15 protein-coding genes and 2 pseudogenes are annotated in these 21,533 nt (G+C 73.1%); 8 read left to right on the forward strand and 9 right to left on the reverse strand.

The annotated features are described in order from the left end of the window. Positions 1-26: 26 nt before the first annotated feature. Both OIB37_RS25330 and OIB37_RS25335 read right to left on the reverse strand, forming a co-directional pair. Entirely contained in the window at positions 27-1,823 is a 1,797-nt protein-coding gene (locus tag OIB37_RS25330) for an ABC transporter ATP-binding protein (protein WP_330459899.1), read from the reverse strand. Further along, positions 1,820-3,640 (reverse strand): ABC transporter ATP-binding protein, encoded by a 1,821-nt coding sequence (locus tag OIB37_RS25335; RefSeq protein ID WP_330459900.1) that lies wholly within the window; start codon positions 3,638-3,640, stop codon positions 1,820-1,822. The genes OIB37_RS25330 and OIB37_RS25335 overlap by 4 nt, the downstream gene beginning before the upstream one ends. Before the next feature lie 286 nt (positions 3,641-3,926). On the opposite strand from OIB37_RS25335, the gene OIB37_RS25340 reads away from it, so the two are divergent. Further along, positions 3,927-4,454, forward strand: coding sequence for a DUF4232 domain-containing protein (locus OIB37_RS25340; protein WP_330459901.1), 528 nt, complete (start codon positions 3,927-3,929; stop codon positions 4,452-4,454). 253 nt (positions 4,455-4,707) lie between these two features. Here the strand turns inward: OIB37_RS25340 and OIB37_RS25345 are convergent, their stop codons facing one another. Both OIB37_RS25345 and OIB37_RS25350 read right to left on the reverse strand, forming a co-directional pair. Continuing rightward, a complete protein-coding gene (locus OIB37_RS25345; protein ID WP_330459902.1) occupies positions 4,708-6,579 on the reverse strand; it encodes an ABC transporter ATP-binding protein in 1,872 nt (623 codons plus the stop codon). Beyond that, on the reverse strand, positions 6,576-8,414 hold the full coding sequence (locus tag OIB37_RS25350; protein ID WP_330459903.1) for an ABC transporter ATP-binding protein: 1,839 nt from the start codon (positions 8,412-8,414) through the stop codon (positions 6,576-6,578). Before OIB37_RS25350 ends, OIB37_RS25345 begins: the two co-directional genes overlap by 4 nt. A 197-nt stretch (positions 8,415-8,611) precedes the next feature. Here OIB37_RS25350 and OIB37_RS25355 point away from each other — a divergent pair, with 197 nt between their 5' ends. The 3 genes and pseudogenes from OIB37_RS25355 to OIB37_RS25365 form a co-directional block, all read left to right on the forward strand. Beyond that, a complete protein-coding gene (locus OIB37_RS25355) occupies positions 8,612-9,520 on the forward strand; it encodes an ABC transporter ATP-binding protein (protein WP_330459904.1) in 909 nt (302 codons plus the stop codon). Beyond that, positions 9,517-10,161 (forward strand): annotated as a pseudogene (locus OIB37_RS25360) (ABC transporter permease); the annotation flags it as partial. The gene OIB37_RS25355 and the pseudogene OIB37_RS25360, both read left to right, overlap by 4 nt. Then, a pseudogene (locus OIB37_RS25365) lies at positions 10,157-10,408 on the forward strand (response regulator transcription factor); the annotation flags it as partial. The pseudogenes OIB37_RS25360 and OIB37_RS25365, both read left to right, overlap by 5 nt. Here the strand turns inward: OIB37_RS25365 and OIB37_RS25370 are convergent. Then, positions 10,405-11,901 (reverse strand): glycosyltransferase family 39 protein, encoded by a 1,497-nt coding sequence (locus tag OIB37_RS25370; RefSeq protein WP_330459905.1) that lies wholly within the window; start codon positions 11,899-11,901, stop codon positions 10,405-10,407. The pseudogene OIB37_RS25365 and the gene OIB37_RS25370 overlap by 4 nt on opposite strands. Before the next feature lie 619 nt (positions 11,902-12,520). Next, positions 12,521-14,767, reverse strand: coding sequence for a glycogen debranching protein GlgX (gene glgX, locus OIB37_RS25375; protein ID WP_330459906.1), 2,247 nt, complete (start codon positions 14,765-14,767; stop codon positions 12,521-12,523). 246 nt (positions 14,768-15,013) lie between these two features. Between glgX and OIB37_RS25380 the strand changes: the two genes are divergently transcribed. Beyond that, entirely contained in the window at positions 15,014-16,246 is a 1,233-nt protein-coding gene (locus OIB37_RS25380; protein ID WP_330459907.1) for a L,D-transpeptidase, read from the forward strand. A 168-nt stretch (positions 16,247-16,414) separates the two neighbouring features. Next, entirely contained in the window at positions 16,415-17,653 is a 1,239-nt protein-coding gene (locus OIB37_RS25385; RefSeq protein ID WP_443058202.1) for a L,D-transpeptidase, read from the forward strand. Positions 17,654-17,735: 82 nt separating this feature from the next. Here OIB37_RS25385 and OIB37_RS25390 read toward each other — a convergent pair whose 3' ends face one another. Genes OIB37_RS25390 through OIB37_RS25400 form a run of 3 tightly spaced genes read right to left on the reverse strand, consistent with a single transcriptional unit; the run spans position 17,736 to position 19,691 of the window. After that, positions 17,736-18,632, reverse strand: coding sequence for a MauE/DoxX family redox-associated membrane protein (locus OIB37_RS25390; protein ID WP_330459909.1), 897 nt, complete (start codon positions 18,630-18,632; stop codon positions 17,736-17,738). Between the two features lie 16 nt (positions 18,633-18,648). Continuing rightward, complete coding sequence (locus OIB37_RS25395; protein WP_330459910.1) at positions 18,649-19,257, reverse strand: cell wall protein; 609 nt, start codon at positions 19,255-19,257, stop codon at positions 18,649-18,651. Between the two features lie 11 nt (positions 19,258-19,268). Next, on the reverse strand, positions 19,269-19,691 hold the full coding sequence (locus OIB37_RS25400) for a hypothetical protein (protein ID WP_330459911.1): 423 nt from the start codon (positions 19,689-19,691) through the stop codon (positions 19,269-19,271). Positions 19,692-19,883: 192 nt separating this feature from the next. Here OIB37_RS25400 and OIB37_RS25405 point away from each other — a divergent pair, with 192 nt between their 5' ends. Together OIB37_RS25405 and OIB37_RS25410 are read left to right on the forward strand one after the other, a co-directional pair. Further along, positions 19,884-20,651: an enoyl-CoA hydratase/isomerase family protein gene (locus tag OIB37_RS25405; protein ID WP_330459912.1), complete on the forward strand. Its 768-nt coding sequence runs from the start codon at positions 19,884-19,886 to the stop codon at positions 20,649-20,651. Positions 20,652-20,948: 297 nt separating this feature from the next. Next, the gene (locus OIB37_RS25410; protein WP_330459913.1) at positions 20,949-21,452 is read left to right on the forward strand and encodes an ATP-binding protein; all 504 of its coding nucleotides are present in this window, start codon (positions 20,949-20,951) and stop codon (positions 21,450-21,452) included. The last annotated feature ends 81 nt before the right edge of the window (positions 21,453-21,533 follow it).

The following is a 21,533-nucleotide window of genomic DNA, read 5'->3' on the forward strand; positions in this document are numbered from 1 at the left end:
CCGGAGCGGTCCGCCCCTCGCGGGCCTCAGTTCGGGGTGCCGTCCCCGTGCCAGGTCCGCCACAGGGCGGCATAGGCGCCGCCGGCCGCCACCAGGTCCTCGTGGGAGCCCAGTTCGGTGACGAGACCGTCCTCCATGACCGCCACCCGGTCCGCGTCGTGGGCCGTGTGCAGACGGTGGGCGATGGCGATGACCGTACGGCCCTCCAGGACCGCGGCGAGCGCGCGCTCGGTGTGGCGGGCGGTGGTGGGATCGAGGAGCGCGGTCGCCTCGTCGAGGATGAGGGTGTGCGGATCGGCCAGCACCACCCGGGCCAGCGCCAGTTGCTGGGTCTGGGAGCCGTCGGTGAGGCAAGCGCCTTTCGGCCCCGAGGAACCGGGACCCCGGGGAAGGCCGCCCGCGCCGAGGCGGGTGCCGAGCCCGTCCGGCAGGTCACGCACCCAGCCGTCGGCGTCCACGGTGGCCAGCGCCTGCCACAACTCCTCGTCCGTGGCACCCGGTTCGGCGATCAGCAGGTTGTCGCGGACCGTACCCAGGAACACATGGTGCTCCTGGGTGACCAGCACCACCTGGCGGCGCAACCGCTCCGGCGTCAGCCCGGCGACCGGCACCCCGCCCACCGTCACCGTGCCCGCGCTGGGACTGTCGATCCCCGCGATCAGCCTGCTGAGGGTCGTCTTGCCCGCGCCCGACGGGCCGACCACGGCGATCCGTTCACCGGGACGGACGGTCAGATCGACCCCGCGCAGCACCTCCCGGCCGCGCCCGTAGGCGTAACGGACGCCGGTGGCGTCGATACGGTCGCCGTCCGGAACCACCTCCCCGGCGGCCGGCGCCACCCGCGGGGCACGGGCCAGACCCTCCACCCGGGCGAAGGAGGCCCCGCTGGACTGCAGTTGCTCGACCCGTACCAGCACCGCGTCCAGCGGCTCGCTGAACTGCCGCAGATACAGCCCCGCCGCCACCACCGCGCCCAGGCTCACCGTGCCGTGCGCGTGCAGCACCCCGCCGATCAGCAGCACGCCGGCCACGGGCAGGAGATACGACACCTCGACCGCCGGGAAGAACACGGTCCGCAGGTACAGCGTGTGCAGGCGGGTGCGCCGCGACGTCTCCAGCGCCGCACCGCCGGCGGTGACGCGCCGGCCGGCCAGCCGGAACGCCTCGACCGTCCGCGCACCGGCCGCCGTCGCCGCGAGGGTCTCGGCGACGTCCGAGGTGGCCGCGCCCTCGGCGAGGTAGGCCGCCCGCGCCCGCCGCAGATACCAGCGCACCACGATCGCGACCGGCACCAGGCCGGTCGTCCCGACGGCACCCAGCAGCGGGTCGATGAGGAACACCGCGCCGAGCAGGAACAGCGCCTGCACCCCCTGAACGAGTATCTCGGGGCCCGCGTCGCGCAGCGTGGTGCCGACGGTCGTCACATCGGCCGTGCCCCGGGCGGTCAGGTCGCCGGTGCCGGCCCGCTCCACCACCGACGCGGGCAGCGCCAGCGCACGGTCGACGAACTCCTCCCGCACCCGGGCCAGCGTCCGCTCCCCGAACCGGTGCCCCACGTACCGCGCCCAGCGCGCCACCAGCAGCTGTGCCGCCGAACACAGCAGGATGACCGGCGCCAGCCGGTCCACCGCCGCGACACCGTCCCCGGACCGCACCGCGTCCACGATCCGCCCGACCAGCCACGGGCCGGCGAGACCCGCCACGGCCGCCGCCGCGTTCAGCGCCAGGACGGCCGCGAAGACCCGCCCGTCGGCGCGCACCAGCCGCAGCGCAGCCCGCCGTACGTCGGCCGGCCCGGCGATGGGCAGCTTCCCGTCGGTCACCTCGCTCCCTCCGTGTCAGCGACCGCGTCCGCGCCGGTGTGCGTATCGGCGTCTGTGTCTGTGTCTGCGCCTGCGTCTGCACCTGGGTCTGCGCCCGCGCCGGCGTCCGTGTCCGTCTCCGCGTCGGCCTCCCTGGTCACCAGTGCCCGGTATCCCGGTTCCCCGGCGAGCAGTTCGCGGTGGCTCCCGGTCGCCGCGACCTTGCCGTCGACCAGGTAGTGCACGGTGTCCGCGCGGTCGAGGACGAGCGGGGAGGCACTCGTCACCACGGTCGTACGCCCCGCGCGTGACGCGCGCAGCCGGTCGGCCACCACGGCCTCGGTGTGGGCGTCGAGCGCGGAGGTCGGTTCGACGGCCAGCAGTACCTCCGGCGCGGCCAGCAGCGCCCGTACGAGCCGTACCCGTTGCCGTTGGCCACCCGAGAGGTTGCGGCCCTGGGCGTCGACCTGCGCGTCGAGCCCGTCGGGCAGCCCCCGCACGATGTCGTCGGCCGCCGCCGCGTGCACGGCACGCGCCACCTCCGCCTCGTCCGGCTCCCGGCACCCACCGACCAGCTCGCGCAGCGGCCCCGCGAACAGGTCGGCCTCGTGGTCGGCGACCAGGATGCGCTCGCGCACCCGCGGCAGGGGGATGTCGTCCAGGCGGACGTCGCCCCAGGTGACGTCCGAGGGCGCGTACCGGCCGAGGCGGTCCACCACGGCGGCCGCGTCCGCCGGCCGCGCCGCGGCCAGCGCGGTCAGCCCGCCGGGCGGCACCCGCACGCCCGACTCGGGATCGTGCAGCACGGACGGTTCGGCCGGCGGGTCGGCGGTGCCGGCATCCGGCGCGGGTTCGAGCCGCAGCAGCCGTACGACGCGCTCCGCCGCCACCACGCCGCGGCTGAGGTAGTAGGCGCCGTCGATCAGCATGGCCACCGGCCACCCGGCCAGCACGGCGACATATCCGTACACCGACACCAGCTCGCCCACGGTGATCTCCCCGCGGGCCGCCATCCGCGCCCCCAGCCAGGTCACCACGGCCAGGAACAGGGTCGGCAGGCCCGCCCCCAGCGCCTGGATCCAGCTGGTCACGGCGCCCACGCGGTACCCCTGTTCGCGCAGCCGCCGCGAGTCCCGGCGGAAGGAGTCGGCGACGAGCCCCTTGCCGCCCAGGCCGCCCAGTACGCGCAGACCGCCCGCGAGGTCACCGATCCGCGCGGTCAGCACCCCCTGCCGTTCGCGGTACTCGGTCTCCGCCCCGCGCAGCCGCCCCATCAGCGGCCCGACGAGCACGCCGATCAGCGGCACCCCGACGAGCACCACCACGGCCAGCCGCACGGAGACCGACAGCAGCAGCCCCGCGACGACGACGTAGGACATGAGCGCGCCGATGCCGGGTCCGACCACCGTCATGGCGGCGGCGATCGTCTGCACGTCGCCGACGCCGATCGTGACCACCTCACCGGCCCCCGTCTGCCCGGGCAGCGTGGCCCCCAGCCGCACCGCCTGGCGCACGACGACCTTCACCGTGCGGAAGTTGGCGTCCAGCCGTACCCGGGTCATCGTGCGGTGCCGCATGATGCTCAGCCAGGCGTTGAGGGACCCGACCGCGAACAGCGCGGCCGTCCACCCGGCCAGCGCCCCCGTGTCGCCCGGCTCCAGGCCCTCGTCGACCGCCCTCGCCATCAGGTACGGCGTCGCCGCCAGCAGCGTCATCCACGTACAGCTCAGCACCGCTCCGGCCGCGGCCCGGCCCGGCTGCCGGGTCACCAGCCACCACAGGTATCGCCGGCCGCCGCGGCAGTCGGGTGTGCCGGGATCCTCGTACGCGTCGATCATCGCGGTCCGCTTTCCCGTAGGTTCCTCGCGAGCTCGGCCAGGCAGGCGGTCTTGCAGGCTACCGAGGGTGCCGGGGGTTGCCCATCGAATAATCCCGGCGGCGGGACGGCGGGATCCGGGCCCCGTGGGCTGCTCGGGCTGACGTTCGCGCGGGGTGAAAATGTGCGCTTTGGTGTAGACATGGCGCTTCTGTGGCATCCGGTGGCCCGGTCGGGGGAGGAATGGAGTCGACCGGGGTTCCGACGGAATCCCGTGGACCGAACCGAGCGGGAATGGAGAGTTCGTGGTGCGTACGACGACTTGGAAGACCGCCGTCACCGCCGCCACCACCTTGCTGGTGGGTGCGCTGGGCGGGGGACCGGCGCAGGCGTCCTTGCCGACCGCCGCGGCATCACCGGACGCGGGCGTGGCGCCCTCGTCGTGCCGGCCGGCGAACCACATCGCCGAGATCGCCGCGGACGCCCCGAGTTCAGGGCATCGCCACTACCGCGTCACCCTGACCGCGGCGCCCGGGTACGAACCGTGCGAGCTGGCGGGGTCGCCGACCGACGTGCGGTTCTCCCGCCACGGTCTCCCGGACGGCGTCACGGCCGGCCGGTACGGCTCGCAGAGCACGGTGGTGACCTTCGGCCCGGGCCACCCGGTCCACTTCGACATCCAGGTCCCCAGCGGCGCCGGGGGTGTTCTCGCCGACGAGGCGGCCTTCACGCTCAGGACCCCGGACGGCGGGGTGATCCCCGGCGAGTCCACCGCCTACGGCCAGTTCACCGTCGACGCCGGCACCCTCATCGGCCCGGTCGGACCAGGGGCCTGATCACGCGGGCCACCCGAACCCGCAGGCGGGCCACTCGCGCGCGGGCCGCTCGAGGGCGCGTACCGCTCGCTCCACCTCGGCACGGCGCTCGTGCGCATCCGCTGCCGGCGTGGCGCGAGCATCCCGCGGACGCCGGACGCCGGACGCCGGACGCCGGACGCCGGACGCCGGACGCCGGACGCCGGACGCCGGACGCCGGACGCCGGACGCCGGACGCCGGACGCCGGACGCCGGACGCCGGGGCCCGGGGGCCTCAGGCCAGGCTGTCCCGCCAGGCCTTGTGCAGGTCCGCGAACCGGCCCGTGCCGGCGATCAGTTCGTCCGGGGCGCCGTCCTCGACGATCCGTCCGTGCTCCATCACCAGCACCCGGTCCGCGATCTCCACCGTGGACAGCCGGTGCGCGATCACCATGGCGGTGCGGCCGCGCAGCACCGTCGACATCGCGCGCTGCACGGCCCGTTCGCCCGGGATGTCCAGCGAGCTGGTGGCCTCGTCCAGGATCAGTACGGCGGGGTCGGCGAGCAACGCGCGGGCGAACGCGACCAGTTGGCGCTGTCCGGCGGAGATGCGGCCGCCGCGCTTGCGTACGTCCGTGTCGTAGCCGTCGGGCAGTCCGCTGATGAACTCGTGCGCGCCGATGGCCTTCGCCGCCTGCTCGATCTCCGCGCGGGTGGCCTCCGGGCGGCCGATCGCGATGTTGTCCGCGACCGTGCCGGAGAACAGGAACGCCTCCTGCGTGACCATGACCACCCCGCGGCGCAGTTCGGGGACCGACAGCTCGCGCAGGTCGACACCGTCCAGCAGCACGCGCCCCTCGGTGGGGTCGTAGAAGCGGGCGAGCAGCTTGGCCAGCGTCGACTTGCCCGCGCCCGTGGAGCCGACCAGCGCGACCGTCTCTCCGGCGGGCACGGTGAGGTCGAAGCGGGGGAGCACCTCGCCGCCGGTGCGGTAGGCGAAGCGGACCTGGTCGAAGACCACCTCGCGGCCGGGGAGATCGCTCTCCAGGGGCGGCAGTTCACGCGGTTCCGCGGGCTCGGGCACCGACGGCGTCTGCGCCAGCAGGCCCGCGATCTTCTCCAGCGAGGCGGCCGCCGACTGGTAGGAGTTGAGGAACATGCCGAGCCGGTCGATCGGGTCGTACAGCCGGCGCAGGTACAGCACCGCCGCCGCCAGCACGCCCAGCGCCAGCGAGCCCGAGGCCACCCGGTAGGCACCCCACAGGACCATCGCCGCGACCGCCGTGTTCGCCACCAGCCGCGAGCCGACCACGTACCGGGCCATCTCCAGCATGCCGTCGCCGTTGGTCCGCGCGTGCCGCTCGTTCAGCACGGCGAACTCGGCGTCGTTGACGGCCTCCCGCCGGAAGGCGCGCACCGGGCGGATGCCGTTCATCGTCTCCACGAACTTCACGATCACCGCCGCGATCGCCGTCGACCGCGCCCGGAACACCCGCCCCGCACGCCGCCGGTAGAGCCGCACGAGCAGGAAGAGCGGCACGAAGGAGGCCACCGCGACCGCACCGATCCCGAGATCGAGCCACAGCAGCATCGCCGAGATGTAGAGGAAGGACAGCACGACGGTCACCAGCTCCTGGAGCCCCTCGTTGAGGAGTTCGCGCAGCGACTCGACGTCCGTCGTGGAGCGGGAGATCAGCCGCCCCGAGGTGTACCGCTCGTGGAAGTCGACACTCAGCGCCTGCGCGTGCCGGAAGATCCGCCCGCGCAGGTCCAGCAGCACGTCCTGGCTGACCCGCGCCGAGGCCTCGATGAACGTGAACTGCAGCCCGCCGGAGGTCAGCGCGCACAGCAGATAGCCGACGGCCACCACGACCAGCGGCCCCCGGTCGTGGTCCCGCAGCGCCGGTACGGCGTTGTCGATGGCGTACGCCACCAGCAGCGGGGCCGCCTGCACCGCCGCCTGCTGCAACAGCAGCAGCAGGGTGGTGAACGCGACCCGGGCCTTCATCGGGGCGAGCAGTGAGCGCAGCAGGGTGCTCGTGGCGCCGGGCGGAGTGGGCAGCACGTCCCGGTCGAAGGGGTCGCCCGGGGCGTCCGGGCCCGGCTTTCCGGTGCCGGACGCGCCGGGCTCGCCGGTGGTGGGGCCGGCGCTGGTCGTCGTGGTCATCGGTGGTCCCCCTCTTCGCCCTCACCGGACATCAGATGCGCGTACTCGGCGTTGGTGCGCAGCAGTTCGTGGTGCGTGCCCACGGCGGTGATCCGGCCGCCCGACAGCAGGGCCACCCGGTCGGCGAGCAGCACCGTGGACGGCCGGTGGGCCACGATCAGCGCGGTCGTGTCCGCCAGCACCTGCCGCAGCGCGGCCTCCACGGCCGCCTCCGTGTGCACGTCCAGGGCGGACAGCGGGTCGTCCAGCACCAGGAACTCCGGCCGGCCGACGACCGCGCGGGCCAGCGCGAGGCGCTGCCGCTGACCGCCGGACAGGCTCAGGCCCTGTTCGCCGACGCGGGTGCCGGGGCCCTGCGGGAGCGCGTGCGCGAAGTCGGCCTGCGCCACGGCCAGGGCGCGGTCCAGCTCCGCCGCGCCGGCGTCCTCGTCCGCCCCCATCAGGACGTTCTCGCCGACGCTCGTGGAGAACAGCGTGGGCTCCTCGAACGCCATGGCGACCCGGGCGCGCAGTTCCTCCCGGGACATCGCGGTGATGTCGGTGCCGTGCAGGGTGATGCGGCCGGACGTGACGTCGTGCAGGCGGGGGATCAGCGCGGTGAGGGTCGTCTTCCCGCTGCCGGTCGCGCCGACCAGGGCCATGGACTCGCCGGGGCGGATGTACAGGTCGACGCGGTCGAGGAGGGGAGGGGAGTGCGGCGGGGCGTCGGGGTAGCGGAAGGAGACGTTCTCGAACCGCAGACCCTTCGCGGGAGCGGGACCCTTCGCGGGAGTGGCAGCGAGAGTGGGGGTGCCCCGCTCCTGCGTCCCGCCCTCCGTCGTCCCCCGCTCCCGCGTCCCGCTCTCCGGTGCCTCGTCCATCACCTCGAAGTACCGTTCCGTGGCCGTGGCCGCCTCCTGGCTCATCGCCAGCAGGAAGCCGATCGAGTCCACCGGCCAGCGCAGCGCGAGCGCGGTGCTCAGGAAGGCGACCAGGGTGCCCGCCGACAGATCCCCGTCCGCCACCTGAAGGGCACCCAGCACCAGCGCCGCGCCGATCGCCACCTCGGGCAGCGTCACGATGACGCCCCAGATGGTGGCCAGCAGCCGGGCCTTGCGCAGCTCCGTGCCGCGCAGCGTGGCCGCCAGCGCGCGGAACGTCCGGGCCTGGCTGCGGTGGCGGCCGAAGCCCTTGATGATGCGGATGCCGAGCACGCTCTCCTCGACCAGCGTCGTCACGTCCCCGACCTGGTCCTGCGCGCGCCGCGCCACCTCGGCGTACCGGCGCTCGAAGACTACGCAGGTCCACAGCACGGGCACGGCGGGCCCGAGGATGACCAGCCCCAGCGACCAGTCCTGCAGCAGCATGATGACCACGCCGACGAGGATCGTCACCCCGTTGACCAGCAGGAAGGTCAGCGGGAAGGCGAGGAACATGCGCAGCAGCATCAGGTCGGTGGTGGCCCGCGAGAGCAACTGGCCGGACGCCCAGCGGTCGTGGAAGGCCACCGGCAGCCGCTGGAGGTGCCGGTACAGGCCCGCCCGCATCTCCGCCTCGACGCCCGTCAGCGGCCGGGCCACCAGCCGGCGCCGTATCCCGAACAGCGCCGCCTCGGCGATGCCGAGCAGCAGCAGGTACAGCGCGCCGAGCCAGACTCCGGCCGGATCCCGGTCGGCGACGGGTCCGTCGACCATCCACTTCAGGACGAGCGGGATCACCAGTCCGGTGCACGAGGCGAGGACCGCCACGAACGCGGCCGCGCCCAGCCGGACCCGGACGGGGCGGACGTACGGCCACAGCCTCAGCAGGGTGCGTACGGCGGAGCGTTCCTCGGTGGTTGCACGTGTCGTGGGCATCATCGCGAGCGTACGGACCGGGACCGGCGTCGCCCACCGAGTTTCGGCCGGACCGGGGTCCGTCGCTGGTCCTACGACCAGCGCGTTCCGCGGCACCGGGCCCGGGAGGTCGTAGCCCCGGGTCAACCGATCGGACGATGCCGCCTCGAGCGCGACGGCCGATGTGCCGGACCCCGTCCGCCCGGGACCCTCGACGCATGCCATCCGTCATCGAAGTCACCGATCTGCGCAAGTCGTACGGCGGACGCACCGTCGTGGACGGCGTCTCCCTCGCCGTCGAGGAGGGCGAGATCTTCGGCATCCTCGGCCCCAACGGAGCCGGCAAGACCACCACCGTGGAGTGCGTGGAGGGACTTCGCGTCCCCGACGCCGGCCGCGTCCGTGTCGCCGGCCTCGACCCCGTCGCCGACCACGCCGAGGTGTCCCGGCTCCTCGGCGCCCAGCTCCAGCAGAGCGAACTCCAGCCCAGACTCACCGTGCGGGAGGCGCTGGATCTGTACGCCTCCTTCTACCCCCGCCCCGCCGACCGGCACGCCCTCGCCGAACGGCTGGGGCTCGGCCCGAAGCTGGACACCCGGTTCGCCAAGCTCTCCGGCGGCCAGCAGCAACGTCTGTTCATCGCCCTCGCGCTGATCGGCGGCCCGCGCATCGTCGTCCTGGACGAGCTGACCACCGGCCTGGACCCGCGCGCCCGCCGCGACACCTGGCAGCTCATCGAGGACGTCCGCGCGAGCGGGGTCACGGTCCTCCTGGTCACCCACTTCATGGAGGAGGCACAGCGCCTCTGCGACCGCGTCGCGGTCATCGACAAGGGCCGGGTGGCAGCCCTGGACACCCCCGCCGGTCTCGTCCGGCGTTCGGCGGGTGCCACCGTCGTCTCCTTCACCCCGTCCGCACCGCTCGCCGAAACCGACCTGAACGCGCTGCCCGCGCTCGCCTCCGTCGAGCACCGGGACGGCCGGATCACCCTCACCGGCACCGACGAGACCGTCAACGCCGTCCTCTCCCTGCTCGCCCGCCACCACGTCACCGCGCACCAACTGCGCGTCACCGACGCCACGCTGGACGACGCCTTCCTCGACCTCACCAAGGAGGAAGCGGCATGAACACCGCCGTGCTCCGCACCGAGATCCGCCTCTTCCGCCGCGAACCCGGCGGCATCTTCTGGATCCTGCTCTTCCCCACCGTCCTGCTGGTGATCCTGGGCTCCATCCCCTCGTTCCGGCAGCCCGACGACTCCATGGGCGGCCTGCGCCCGATCGACGCCTACGTACCCGTGGCCGTCCTGCTCGGCCTGATCGTCGGCGGACTGCAGTCCATGCCGCAGTCCCTGACCGGCTACCGCGAACGCGGCATCCTGCGCCGCATGTCCACGACCCCCGTACGGCCGGGCGCGCTGCTATCCGCCCACATGTGCGTGTACGGCGGCGCGGCCCTGTGCTCCGCGCTGCTCGCCCTCGCCGTCGGCCGGCTGGCGTTCGCGGTGCACCTGCCCAGGCAGCTGCCCGGGTACGTCGTCGCGCTCGTGTGCGCCGTCCTGGTGGCCCTCGCTCTCGGCTCGGTGGTGTCCGCGCTGTCGCGCACGACGAAGATCGCCGGCGCGATCGGCTCGGCCGTGTTCTTCCCGTCGATGTTCTGCGCGGGCGTCTGGCTGCCGGTGCAGGCGATGCCGCACACCCTCGCCCGGGCCGTCGGGTTCACGCCCTTCGGCGCTGCCGCCGAGGCGCTGAACCAGGCGGCGGCCGGCCGTCGCCTCCCGCCTGGTCTCCGCCGTCCGCGCCCCCAGGACTCCCGGCAACGAGCCGTTGTCCGCACGCGAACGCGAGGTGCTGGCGCTGGTCGCCAAGGGCACGTCCAACCGGGAGATCGCCCGCGAGCTGTTCATCAGCGAGGCGACCGTGAAGACCCATCTCACGCACCTCTACGCCAAGTTGGGCGCGAAGGACCGCGCGGCCGCGGTGGCGGTCGCCTACGACCGGGGCATCCTCGGCTAACCGGAACCCGGGGGACAGGGAACGGGGCCCGCGCGTCCGGCGTCCTGGCGGCACCGCTCGTACACCGTCACCCGCCGCCCGCGCACCTGCGCGTCCGCCACCACCGTGAAGTAGCCGCGCAGCACGGCGGTCTTCGCGCCGTCCCGCCCGCCCCTTACCGGCCGGGCCACCTCGGCCGCGTCCGTGACCAGCAGTATCCGCCGCTGTGCCAGCATCGCGGCCCGTATCCGGCGGGGAGCGGCCTCCTCGCCCTTCAGCGTTCCGGACCGTAACGGGCTCTCGGCCAGCGCGACGTCCCGCAGGCCGGCGAAGGCGTCGGGGGAGACCAGCGCGGTGTCGCGCCGGGCCGCCGGTACGAAGACCACCGCGTCCCCGGCCCGCTTCAGCTGCCGTACGTTCCCGGCCGCCGCGAGGACGTCGTCCACCCGGCTGGCCGGGGACCGCTTGGCCAGCGCCTGCGGCAGCAGCGCCACCACCGCCGTCGCGAGCGCCACCGGGACGAGCAGGCGTGACGCCCGCGGGTACCGCGGCCCGGCCGCCCGTACCGCCGCACCCAGCGCCGAGCCGATCAGCAGGGCCAGGCCCAGCATGCTGAACAGCACGTACCGGTCCAGGAAGAGAGGCTGGACCAGGGAGATGCCGAGCAGGCCGAGCTGCGGCACCGCCAGCAACGGCAGCCCGACCGCCGCCGCCGACAGCCGGCCCACGCGCGGCCGGTCCAGCAGTGCGCCGAGACCGCCGATCGCCAGCAGGACCGCCGGACCGATCAGCATGTGCCACGTCAACGGCGGTATCCAGGACACCTGGTCGGACTGGGTCCGGCTGAAGAGGATCAACGGCAGCGCGGCGCCGACCGCCCCGGTCGAGGCCACCGCCCACCGTGTCCGGGTCCCGCGTGCGGCCTTCGTCCAGAGCAGCGTCGCCAGGTGGGCGGGCAGGACCAGCAGCGACAGCCAGTTCAGCAGCGCGCACACCGCGACGACGCCCCCGTAGGCCACCCAGTGCCCCGTCCGGGCCCGTCCCCGCAACGCCGTCACCAGCAGCAGGGTCGAGATCCCCGCCCCGGCCGCGACCAGCGCGTAGGAGCGGCCCTCCTGGAGATAGAACTGCACGGCCGGAAGCAGCCCGAACGCCAATCCGCCCGCCAGGCCCGCCCAGCGGCCGGTCAGCCGGTGGCCGATGAGCGCCACGCAGGTCGCGGCCGTCGCCGTGGCCAGGACCGAGGGAAGCCGCAGGGTCGTGGTGCTCGCCCCGAAGCAGACGAAGAGCCCGTGCATCAGCAGGTAGTAGAGCCCGTGCACGGCATCGACCTGTCCGAGCATGTACCAGATGCCGGAGGCGGGCCGCTGGGCCACCTGCCAGGTCGCGGCCTCGTCCCGCCACATGCTCCGCTGCCGGGACAGGCCCCACAGACCGAGGGCGAGCGTCCACGGCAGCGGGATCAGCCACAGCGGCGGCCGGTACCGGCGGAACGCGCCGGCCGGCCGCGTCACCTGGAGCGCACGGCGGCGGGAAGGGAGACGGCGGGCAACTCGCGCATGAACGGTCCTCCGGGGATCGACGGTCGGTGCCGCGGAGGACGGGCCGTCGAACGCCGCGGACCGGATCCCTCCCGCCGCTCCGGGACCGCCGGACAGCGTCTCGACGGCTCGAGGCCGAGACGGAATCCGGACGCCGGACACCCACCCCCCCTGGGCGTGCCCCCCTTGGTGCGAGGTCCGCCGGGCCGGGTGGGCAGGCCATGAAGTTACCGGATGTGGATCACCGGCAACCAGGGGTCACCGCCGTGGGCAGTGTCACCGCCGACGCGGGGAACCCCGCCCGCGCGCCGCGGGCGAACTGACCGTCTCCACCCGTGAAACGACGGTTCGCCCCTGGGCCCTGTCGTCAAACTCGCTCCCCCACTGCCTCAAGGGCGTGGGAGGTGCCCACAGCCTCGCGGCGTCACGCATGTCCTCTCGCCGCACCGGGCCCCGACCCACGTACATCCACTACGAGGGCCAGGGCCCGGCACGCCCAGAGAACGCACCTGACGCCGCGAGGCCCGCCCTCCAGGCGGACGACGGGAGTTTGACGACAGGACCTAGTCCGCGCCCCGCCCCGCCCCGCCCGTCAGCCGACCCGCAGCAGCAGCACCGAGCGCCCCGGCACCGTGATCTCCGTGCCCGCCGGGTGGACCGTCCCCGGTGCCCCGGTCTGCTCCTCGCGGGAGGTGTCGACCACGACCTCGTACGCTTCCGCCCACGGCGCCCCCGGCAGGACGAAGCCCGTCGGGTGCTCGCCCGCGTGCAGCACGGCGAGGAAGCTGTCGTCCAGGACCGGCGCGCCCCGCTCGTCCCGGCCCGGGATGTCCCGCCCGGACAGATACATGCCGAGCGTGGCCGCGGGCGCGTACCAGTCGCCCTCGGTCATCTCCGCGCCCCGGGAGGTGAACCAGGCCAGGTCGCGCAGCCCGTCCACCGAGTGCGCGCGGCCGGAGAAGAAGGCCCGGCGGCGCAGCACCGGATGCCGGTGGCGCAGCGCGATCAGCCGCGAGGTCAGGTCGAACAGCGGGCGCCATTCGGGGTCGTCCAGCAGCGACCAGTCCAGCCAGCTGATCTCGTTGTCCTGGCAGTAGGCGTTGTTGTTGCCGCCCTGGGTGCGGCCGAGTTCGTCGCCCGCGACCAGCATGGGCACACCGGTCGACAGCAGGAGGGTGGTCAGCAGGTTCCTCGACTGCCGCCGCCGCAGGGCCCGTACCCCCTCGTCCGGTGTCTCGCCCTCCGCCCCGCAGTTCCACGCCCGGTTGTCGTCGGTGCCGTCCCGGTTGTCCTCGCCGTTGGCCTCGTTGTGCTTGCCCTGGTACGACACCAGGTCGCGCAGGGTGAAACCGTCGTGCGCGGTGACGAAGTTGACCGAGGCGTAGGGGCGGCGCCCGCCCCAGGCGTACAGGTCGCTGGAGCCGGACAGGCGGTAGCCCATCTCCCGTACGTCGGGCAGCGCATGGCGCCAGAAGTCGCGTACGGCGTCGCGGTAGCGGTCGTTCCACTCGGTCCACAGCGGCGGGAAGGCACCCACCTGGTAGCCGCCCGAGCCGATGTCCCACGGTTCGGCGATGAGCTTGACCCGGCGCAGCACCGGGTCCTGGGCGATGACCGCCAGAAAGGGGGACAGCATGTCGACGTCGTGCATCGAGCGGGCCAGCGCCGCCGCCAGGTCGAAGCGGAAGCCGTCCACGCCCATCTCGGTGACCCAGTACCGCAGCGAGTCCGTGATCAGGCGCAGCACCTGGGGCTGGACCACGTGCAGGGTGTTGCCGCAGCCGGTGTAGTCGGCGTAGCGGCGGGCGTCGCCCTGGAGGCGGTAGTAGCCGCGGTTGTCGATGCCCTTGAGGGAGAGGGTGGGGCCCAGCTCGCCCGCCTCCGCCGTGTGGTTGTAGACCACGTCGAGGATCACCTCGATGCCGGCCGCGTGCAGCGCGCGGACCATCCGCTTGAACTCGCCGACCTGCTGCCCCGTCGTGCCGGAGGCCGCGTAGGCCGCGTGCGGGGCGAAGTAGCCGATGGAGTTGTAGCCCCAGTGGTTGACGAGGCCGCGGCGCAGCAGGTGGTCCTCGTGGGCGAACTGGTGGACGGGGAGCAGTTCCACGGCCGTGACGCCCAGCTTCACCAGGTGCTCTACCGCCGCCGGGTGCGCGAGTCCCGCGTAGGTGCCGCGCAGCTCCTCGGGGATACCGGGGTGGAGCTTGGTGAAGCCCTTGACGTGCAGTTCGTAGATGACGGAGTCCGCCCACGGCGTCTTGGGGCGGCGGTCGTCGGACCAGTCGTCGTCGTCGTGCACGACGACGCCCTTGGGCACGTGCGGCGCCGAGTCCCGCTCGTCGCGCACGGTGTCGGCGACGTACTGCTCCGGCCAGTCCCGCACATGCCCGTACACCTCCGGAGGCAGCGCGAACTCCCCGTCCACCGCACGCGCGTACGGGTCCAGCAGCAGCTTGGCCGGGTTCCAGCGGGCACCGGTCCACGGGTCCCAGCGGCCCTCCACCCGGTAGCCGTAGCGCTGCCCCGGCATGACGCCCGGCACGAAGCCGTGCCAGATCTCGTGCGTCAGCTCGGTCAGCCGGGCCTGGGTCTCCCGGCCCCGCTCGTCGAACAGGCACAGCCGGACCGCCTCCGCCCCGGCCGCCCACAGCGCGAAGTTGGTGCCCGCGACCCCGTCCGGGCCGACCCGGAACCGCGCCCCGAGCGGCGTCGGCGCACCGGGCCACACGGGCGGCGCGGGCGGCACGGCGCGGCGGGCGCCGTTCACCACGGCGGCCGGATGCCCGCTGTCCGCGGCCGGCTTCTCGGCCCGTGCCCGCCGCTCGGCTGCGCTCGTCACCAGTCGCCCCTCTTCTGTGTGGCTCGGCCCCGGGGGCGCGGCCGGCCGTGCCGAAGGGCCGGGTGTGCGGGCCCCCGGCCCGACGGCACACCCGGCCGACCGGTGCGGCTGCCCGCCCTGACGGCTCCGCGCGGGCCGGGGGTCCCCTCCTGGGGAACTCCCCTTCACGTCGTCCTCCCACTGTTCTGCCCAGCGCGGGCGTCGCACTCACGTTTCCCCGGGGTGGGCCCGGTCGTTGAGCCCCGCGTGAGGCACGTACAAGGAAACGCGCGGCGCGCGGCGGCCGCGCTGGCCGCGGTAATGACATGGGTCGGACTGCTGGCAGGGGCCGCCGGCTGCACCTCGGAGGGCTCCGGCCCGCTGGGCATCGGCGGGCCCGTGGGCAAACCCCCCGCACCCGAGGACGTCATCCGCGTCACCCCGGGTGACGGCGGCAAGGCCGTCCGGCCCGCGGAGCGGCTGCGGGTACGGCTGCCCGGCGGGCGCCTGGAGAAGGTCAGCGTCGTCCGGTCCCAGGACGCCCAGGACACCCCGGTACCGGGGCGCGTCAGCGCCGACGGGCTGAGCTGGGAGCCCGACGACAAGCGGCTGGCGCTGGCCGCCAAGTACACCGTCGACGTGGTGGCGCTGGACACCCACGGCCGCCGCTCGGCCCGGCACTCCACCTTCACGACGTACGTCCCCGACAAGCGCTTCATCGGCTACGTCACCCCCGAGAACCGCTCCGTCGTCGGCACCGGAATGATCGTTTCCCTGGCCTTCAGCCACGACATCACCGACCGCGCCGCCGTGCAGCGCGCCGTGCGCGTCACCGCGGAACCGCCCGTGGAGATCAGCGCGCACTGGTTCGGCAAGAACCGGCTGGACTTCCGCCCCGAGCGCTACTGGAAGCCCGGCACCGAGGTCACCGTCGACCTCGGACTGCGCGACGTCGAGGGCGCGCCCGGCGTCTACGGGCTCCAGCGGAAGACGGTGACCTTCACCGTCGGGCGCAGCCAGGTCTCCCTGGTCGACGCGGCCAAGCACACCATGGAGGTACGGCGGGACGGCGATCTGCTCGCCACCGTGCCGATCACCGCGGGCGCCCCCGACCACCCCACCTACAACGGGAAGATGGTCGTGATGGACATGCTCGAGGTCACCCGGATGAACAGCCAGACGGTCGGCTTCGGCGGCGAGTACGACATCCCCGACGTCCCGCACGCCATGAAACTCACCGACTCCGGAACCTTCCTGCACGGCAACTACTGGGCACCGACCGCCCCCGGCCAGGTCAATGTCAGCCACGGCTGCGTGGGACTCAAGGACGTCAAGGGAGGCGGCTCGGACACCCCGGCGGGCTGGTTCTTCGACCGGAGCCTGATCGGGGACGTCATCGAGGTCGTGAACAGCAAGGACAAAACCGTCTCCCCCGACAATGGGCTCTCGGGGTGGAACATGGCGTGGAACGCGTGGAAAGCGGGCAGCGTGCTCAAGTAGCCAGGTGAAGCGCGGGGTTCGGGGGTCACGGGGGCCGGTCGAAGTTGCGACGCAACGGTGACATTCGGCTGACTCCCCGTCCTAAACCCTGCGGTTACCATGCTCCGATGCGGGCGCGGGACGCGCCGGGGCGTGGGCCTGTGACCAGGCCTTGGAGGGGAGAGCAACTTGAACGTGCGGCCGATATCGGGGGCTCCGGCGGGGGACCGGCGGAGAGGTCGTCAGGGACTGGCGCTCATGACGGGAGCCCTGGTGCTGTCCCTCGCCGCGTGCGGCGGGGGCGGCGGTTCCGGCTCCGGGTCGGGTGACGGCAAGGCCAAGTCCTCGGACACCCGGCAGAGCAAGCAGTCCACGGCCGCCGTCAGCATCTCGCCCAAGTCCGGTGCCGCGCACGTCGACACCAGCGGCGCCCTCAAGGTCGGAGTCACCAAGGGCAAGCTGACCGAGGTCACCGTCAAGGACGACAAGGGCACCGCGGTCGACGGCGCCATCGCCGCCGACGGTGCCGGCTGGACGCCGTCGACGCACCTGGCCGCCGCCACCAAGTACACGGTGCACGCGGTCGCGAAGGACTCCGCGGGCCGCGAGGCCGCCGAGGACTCGACGTTCACCACGCTCACGCCGAAGAACACCTTCGTCGGCAACTTCACGCCCGAGGACGGCTCCACCGTCGGCGTCGGCATGCCGTTCTCCCTCCGCTTCACCCGGGGCATCACCCACCCCGAGGCCGTCGAGAAGGCCGTCAGCATCAAGACCGAGCCGGCCGTCGACGTCGAGGGCCACTGGTTCGGCAACGACCGCCTCGACTTCCGCCCGGAGAAGTACTGGAAGTCGGGTACGAAGGTCACGATCGACCTCAACCTCGACGGCGTCGAGGGCCGCTCCGGCGTCTACGGCAAGCAGCACAAGACGGTGAAGTTCACCATCGGCCGCGACCGGGTGTCCTACGTGGACGCCAAGAAGCACACGATGAAGGTCACCCAGGACGGGAAGGTCATCAAGACCATCCCGGTCACCACCGGCAAGCCCGGCTACGACACCTGGAACGGCCAGATGGTCATGAGCCAGAAGCTCGTCGTGACCCGCATGAACGGCGAGACGGTCGGCTACGGCGGCGAGTACGACATCAAGGACGTCCCGCACGCCATCCGTCTGACCGACTCCGGCACCTTCGTCCACGGCAACTACTGGGGCGGCGGCGCCTTCGGCAACTTCAACGCCAGCCACGGCTGCATCGGTCTGCGCGACGTGCGCGGCGGCTACGACAAGGGCGTCCCGGCGGCGTGGTTCTTCAACCACTCCATCGTCGGCGACGTGGTGGTCGTACGGCACGCCCACGACCGCACGGTCGACCCGGCGAACGGCCTCAACGGCTGGAACATGTCCTGGGACGAGTGGAAGAAGTAGCGACCGGCGGGTGTGAGGGGGCGGGGCGTCCGGTGGACGCCCCGCCCCTTCTTCTTTCCCGGCCGCCGGGCCTTCGGGCTCTTCAGACCAGGGGCAGGGAGGTGCGCCCCGGGAAGCCGTCGAGCAGGTCCACGTCCACCGGCAGGTCGGTCAGGTCGTCGATCAGGGTGACCCGGACCGCGGGCCGGTCGGTGGTGTCCCTGGTCGCGCCCGGGTCCACCGCGAACAGCACGGTGACCGGGCATGCCGCGCCGTCCGGGTCATGGACCCCGGCGTACTGGAGGAAGCGCCAGCCGTCGGCCTCCCAGTGGTCGATCAGCCCCGAGCGCACGACCGGCGCCGCGGCCACCCACGCCAGTGAGCGCTCCAGCAGTTCGACGGAGGCGGCGACCGGCACCTCCGCGTCCGGGGCTCCCGGGAGCGGGTGCCCGAACACCTTCAGCCGCGTCCTGCGCAGCGGCACCAGCCACAGTTCGTCCAGATCGCCGGAGACCGCGACCAGCACGGCCGCGGCGACGGCCAGGAACACGGCCGACGCCACCGGGTGCCCGGCGGCCTGGCTCCACCAGGCCGTCCGCGCTCCGGTGGCCGCGGCCCCGCCCGCCACGACGAGTCCCGCCCGGGCGAAGGACCGCCAGGTGAGCGGGGAGTCGTCCCGCGCGGTGCACCCGCAGGACGACTCCGGGGCGGTCGCCCGGGCGTACCCGAGGTAGCCCAGGAAGCCGAGCCCCAGGGCGGTCGCCGCGAGGCCCGGGACCTCCGTGGCCGGTGCCGCCAACAGGCCTGCGGCGACCACGAGTTCCGCGGCCCCGGTGGCCCGCAGGACGGCCGTGGCGCGGCGGCCGTCGCCCAGGACGCGCACCAGTACGGTGCCGGCCGCCTGCCGTGCCGTCTGCCGGCCGAACGCCTTGCCCGCCCCGGTGGCGGCGAGCAGGACCCCGAGCAGCAGCGGCGCGAGGCTCGTAACGAGCGAGACCATCACGTACCTCCTCGGCTCAGTGCCCGACGCTGATGCGGGCGATGTCCACGCTGTCGTCGGCGGGCCGCCAGGCTCCGAGCACCTGGGCGTGGTGCCCGATCCGCAGCTGCGAGAGGTCGGAGGTGAGGGCGCCGCCGCGGAAGGAGGCGGTGGTCCGCTTCGTCACGACGTTGCCGACCAGGGCGTTGCGGCCGTGGCTCAGGTGCAGCCTCGACCGCTCGATGCCGCGGACGGTGACGTAGAGGTTGACGATGTTCACCCACACCGCGTCGGCGGCCATGGTGCCGTCAGGCATGTCGACGCCCCGCGCGTACAGGCCGTCGCCGACCTCGACGGCCTCGGCGGTGACCGTCTCCAGCTTCCAGAGGCTGGTGGCGTTGGTGAGCTGGACGAGCCGGTGGCCGCCGTCGGACTCGACGACTTCGAGGACACTGCCCTTGATCCGGCTGACGCGGCCGTCGATGAAGGACGACTTGGAGATCGCAGGGTCCAGGGAGGGCGTCGGGGCGGCGAACGCGGCGTCCGCGTCCAGTGCGCCGAGTGCGGAGGCGCCCACGATGGTGGCGCCGCCGACCGCCGCGGCCGTCAGCAGACGGCGGCGGTCGAGGCCTTCGCGTCCGGTCATGGTCGTCCTCCTCACTCGTAGATGTAGACGGGGAGCAGCCCGGAGCTGAGGCTGCCGATGGCGGAGTAGGCGGCGGGGGTGAGGTCGATCACCCGGTGGGTGCGGCACACGCCGTTGCAGCAGGTCTTCTCGCTGCACCACATCTGGGTGTTGGGGCCGCAGTCGGCGAGGGTGACGCAGACGGTGGCGCCGGAGCACTGGTGCTTGACGTTGACCACGGAGCCGCAGCCGCGTCTGGGCATGTTCTCGCCGCAGGCGGCCGGGTTGGTGACGTTCCAGCAGGCGGACGTCAGGTTCGGCCAGGCGGCCATGTTCCGGCTGGACTGACAGGTGCCGCAGGCGCCGGTGCCGGTACTGCCGCAGGGGCCCCAGGAGCTGCCGCAGCAGAACCAGGACGTCTCGCCGGCCCACAGCGAGGTGGATCCGCAAGCCATTGCTTGTCCCTTCGTCGATGGGGGAGTTCAGTGCACCGTTCGGAGTGGGGGTTGAGTTGATCAGTGCATGACAACTTGCGACGAAACAGCTGTGCGGGATGGTGCGTCGGCCACGCCATGATGCTCGCTTCTACGCGCGTTGGCCAGAGGGTGCGGTGCCGCTCCGCGTGAACGCCCGCTAACCTGCGGGGCATGACCGTGAATCTCGAAGTCGCCGACGGTGTAGGAACTCTGCGCCTGGACCGCCCGCCGATGAACGCGCTGGACGTGGCCACGCAGGACCGGCTGAAGGAGCTCGCCGAGGAGGCCACGCGCCGCGAGGACGTGCGTGCCGTGGTGATCTACGGTGGCGAGCGGGTGTTCGCGGCGGGCGCGGACATCAAGGAGATGCAGGCCATGGACCACACCGCGATGGTCCTGCGCGCCCGCGGCCTTCAGGACTCCTTCAGCGCCGTGGCCCGCATCCCCAAGCCCGTGGTCGCCGCGATCACCGGGTACGCGCTCGGCGGCGGCTGCGAACTGGCCCTGTGCGCCGACTACCGCATCGCCGCGGACAACGCCAAGCTCGGCCAGCCCGAGATCCTGCTCGGTCTGATCCCGGGCGCCGGCGGCACCCAGCGGCTGCCCCGCCTCATCGGTCCCTCCAAGGCGAAGGACCTGATCTTCACGGGCCGCATGGTGAAGGCCGACGAGGCCCTCGCCCTCGGACTGGTGGACCGCGTCGTACCGGCCGACGAGGTGTACGGGCAGGCGCACGCCTGGGCCGCCGCGCTCGCCAAGGGTCCGGCCATCGCCCTGCGTGCGGCGAAGGAGTCCGTCGACACCGGACTGGAGACCGACATCGACACCGGCCTCGCCGTCGAACGGAACTGGTTCGCCGGTCTGTTCGCCACCGAGGACCGCGAGCGCGGCATGCGCAGCTTCGTGGAAGAGGGTCCGGGCAAGGCGAAGTTCGTCTGACCCGGAGGGTGAACTTCCGGCGTAACTCTGCCGGGATCACTTGCAATTGACGCGTCGTCTCATTCGGGTCCCTCGATGGAGCGGTTTATGGGAGCCTTAACTCGCCCTTAAGCCTGCCCCGTCGAGGGAGTCTGACGATTGCCCGGAAGTGAGCCGTCGCCGCAGGTCAACCGGCCCCTACCGGATCGAAACTTGCCGTCGGCATATGACAATCGGCCGACGGAGGACAGGGGCGTGCAGGGGGCGTATTCCCCCGGAACGCCTCCGGAGGCGGCCCCGGACGGCCATCATGGGGGCATGGCGGGGCTGGAGGGCATCGAACAGCCACGGGGACACAGCCGTGCGGCCGCGGCGCGCTGGTCGCCCGCGGTCGAGGACGAACAGGCGCTCAAGGCGCTCGAACTGTTCGGCAACCCCACGGAAGCGGAGGTCCCGCTCCCGTCCCGCCCCGAGTCGGCGGCCACCGCGCGCCGGCTCGCCCAGGTCGTCGTCCTGCGCCACTGGGGACTGTCCCCCAAGATGACCGAGGACGTGGTCCTGCTCGTCTCCGAACTCGTCGGCAATGCCGTACGGCACACCGGCGCCCGGGTCTTCGGCCTGCGCATGCGCCGCCGCCGCGGCTGGATCCGCGTCGAGGTCCGCGACCCCTCGCGCGGGCTGCCCTGTCTGATGCCGGTCCAGGAGATGGACGTCAGCGGCCGCGGCCTGTTCCTGGTCGACAAGCTCTCCGACCGCTGGGGCGTGGACCTGTTACCGCGCGGCAAGACGACCTGGTTCGAGATGCGCGTCAGCGACCGCTAGCCCCTCCACCGCTCCACCCCTCCTCCGCTCCGCCGTTCCTCCCCTCCACCGCACCCCTCCCGGGTTCCGGCATACGACCCG

This window comes from Streptomyces sp. NBC_00820 (assembly GCF_036347055.1).
Taxonomy (GTDB): Bacteria; Actinomycetota; Actinomycetes; order Streptomycetales; family Streptomycetaceae; genus Streptomyces.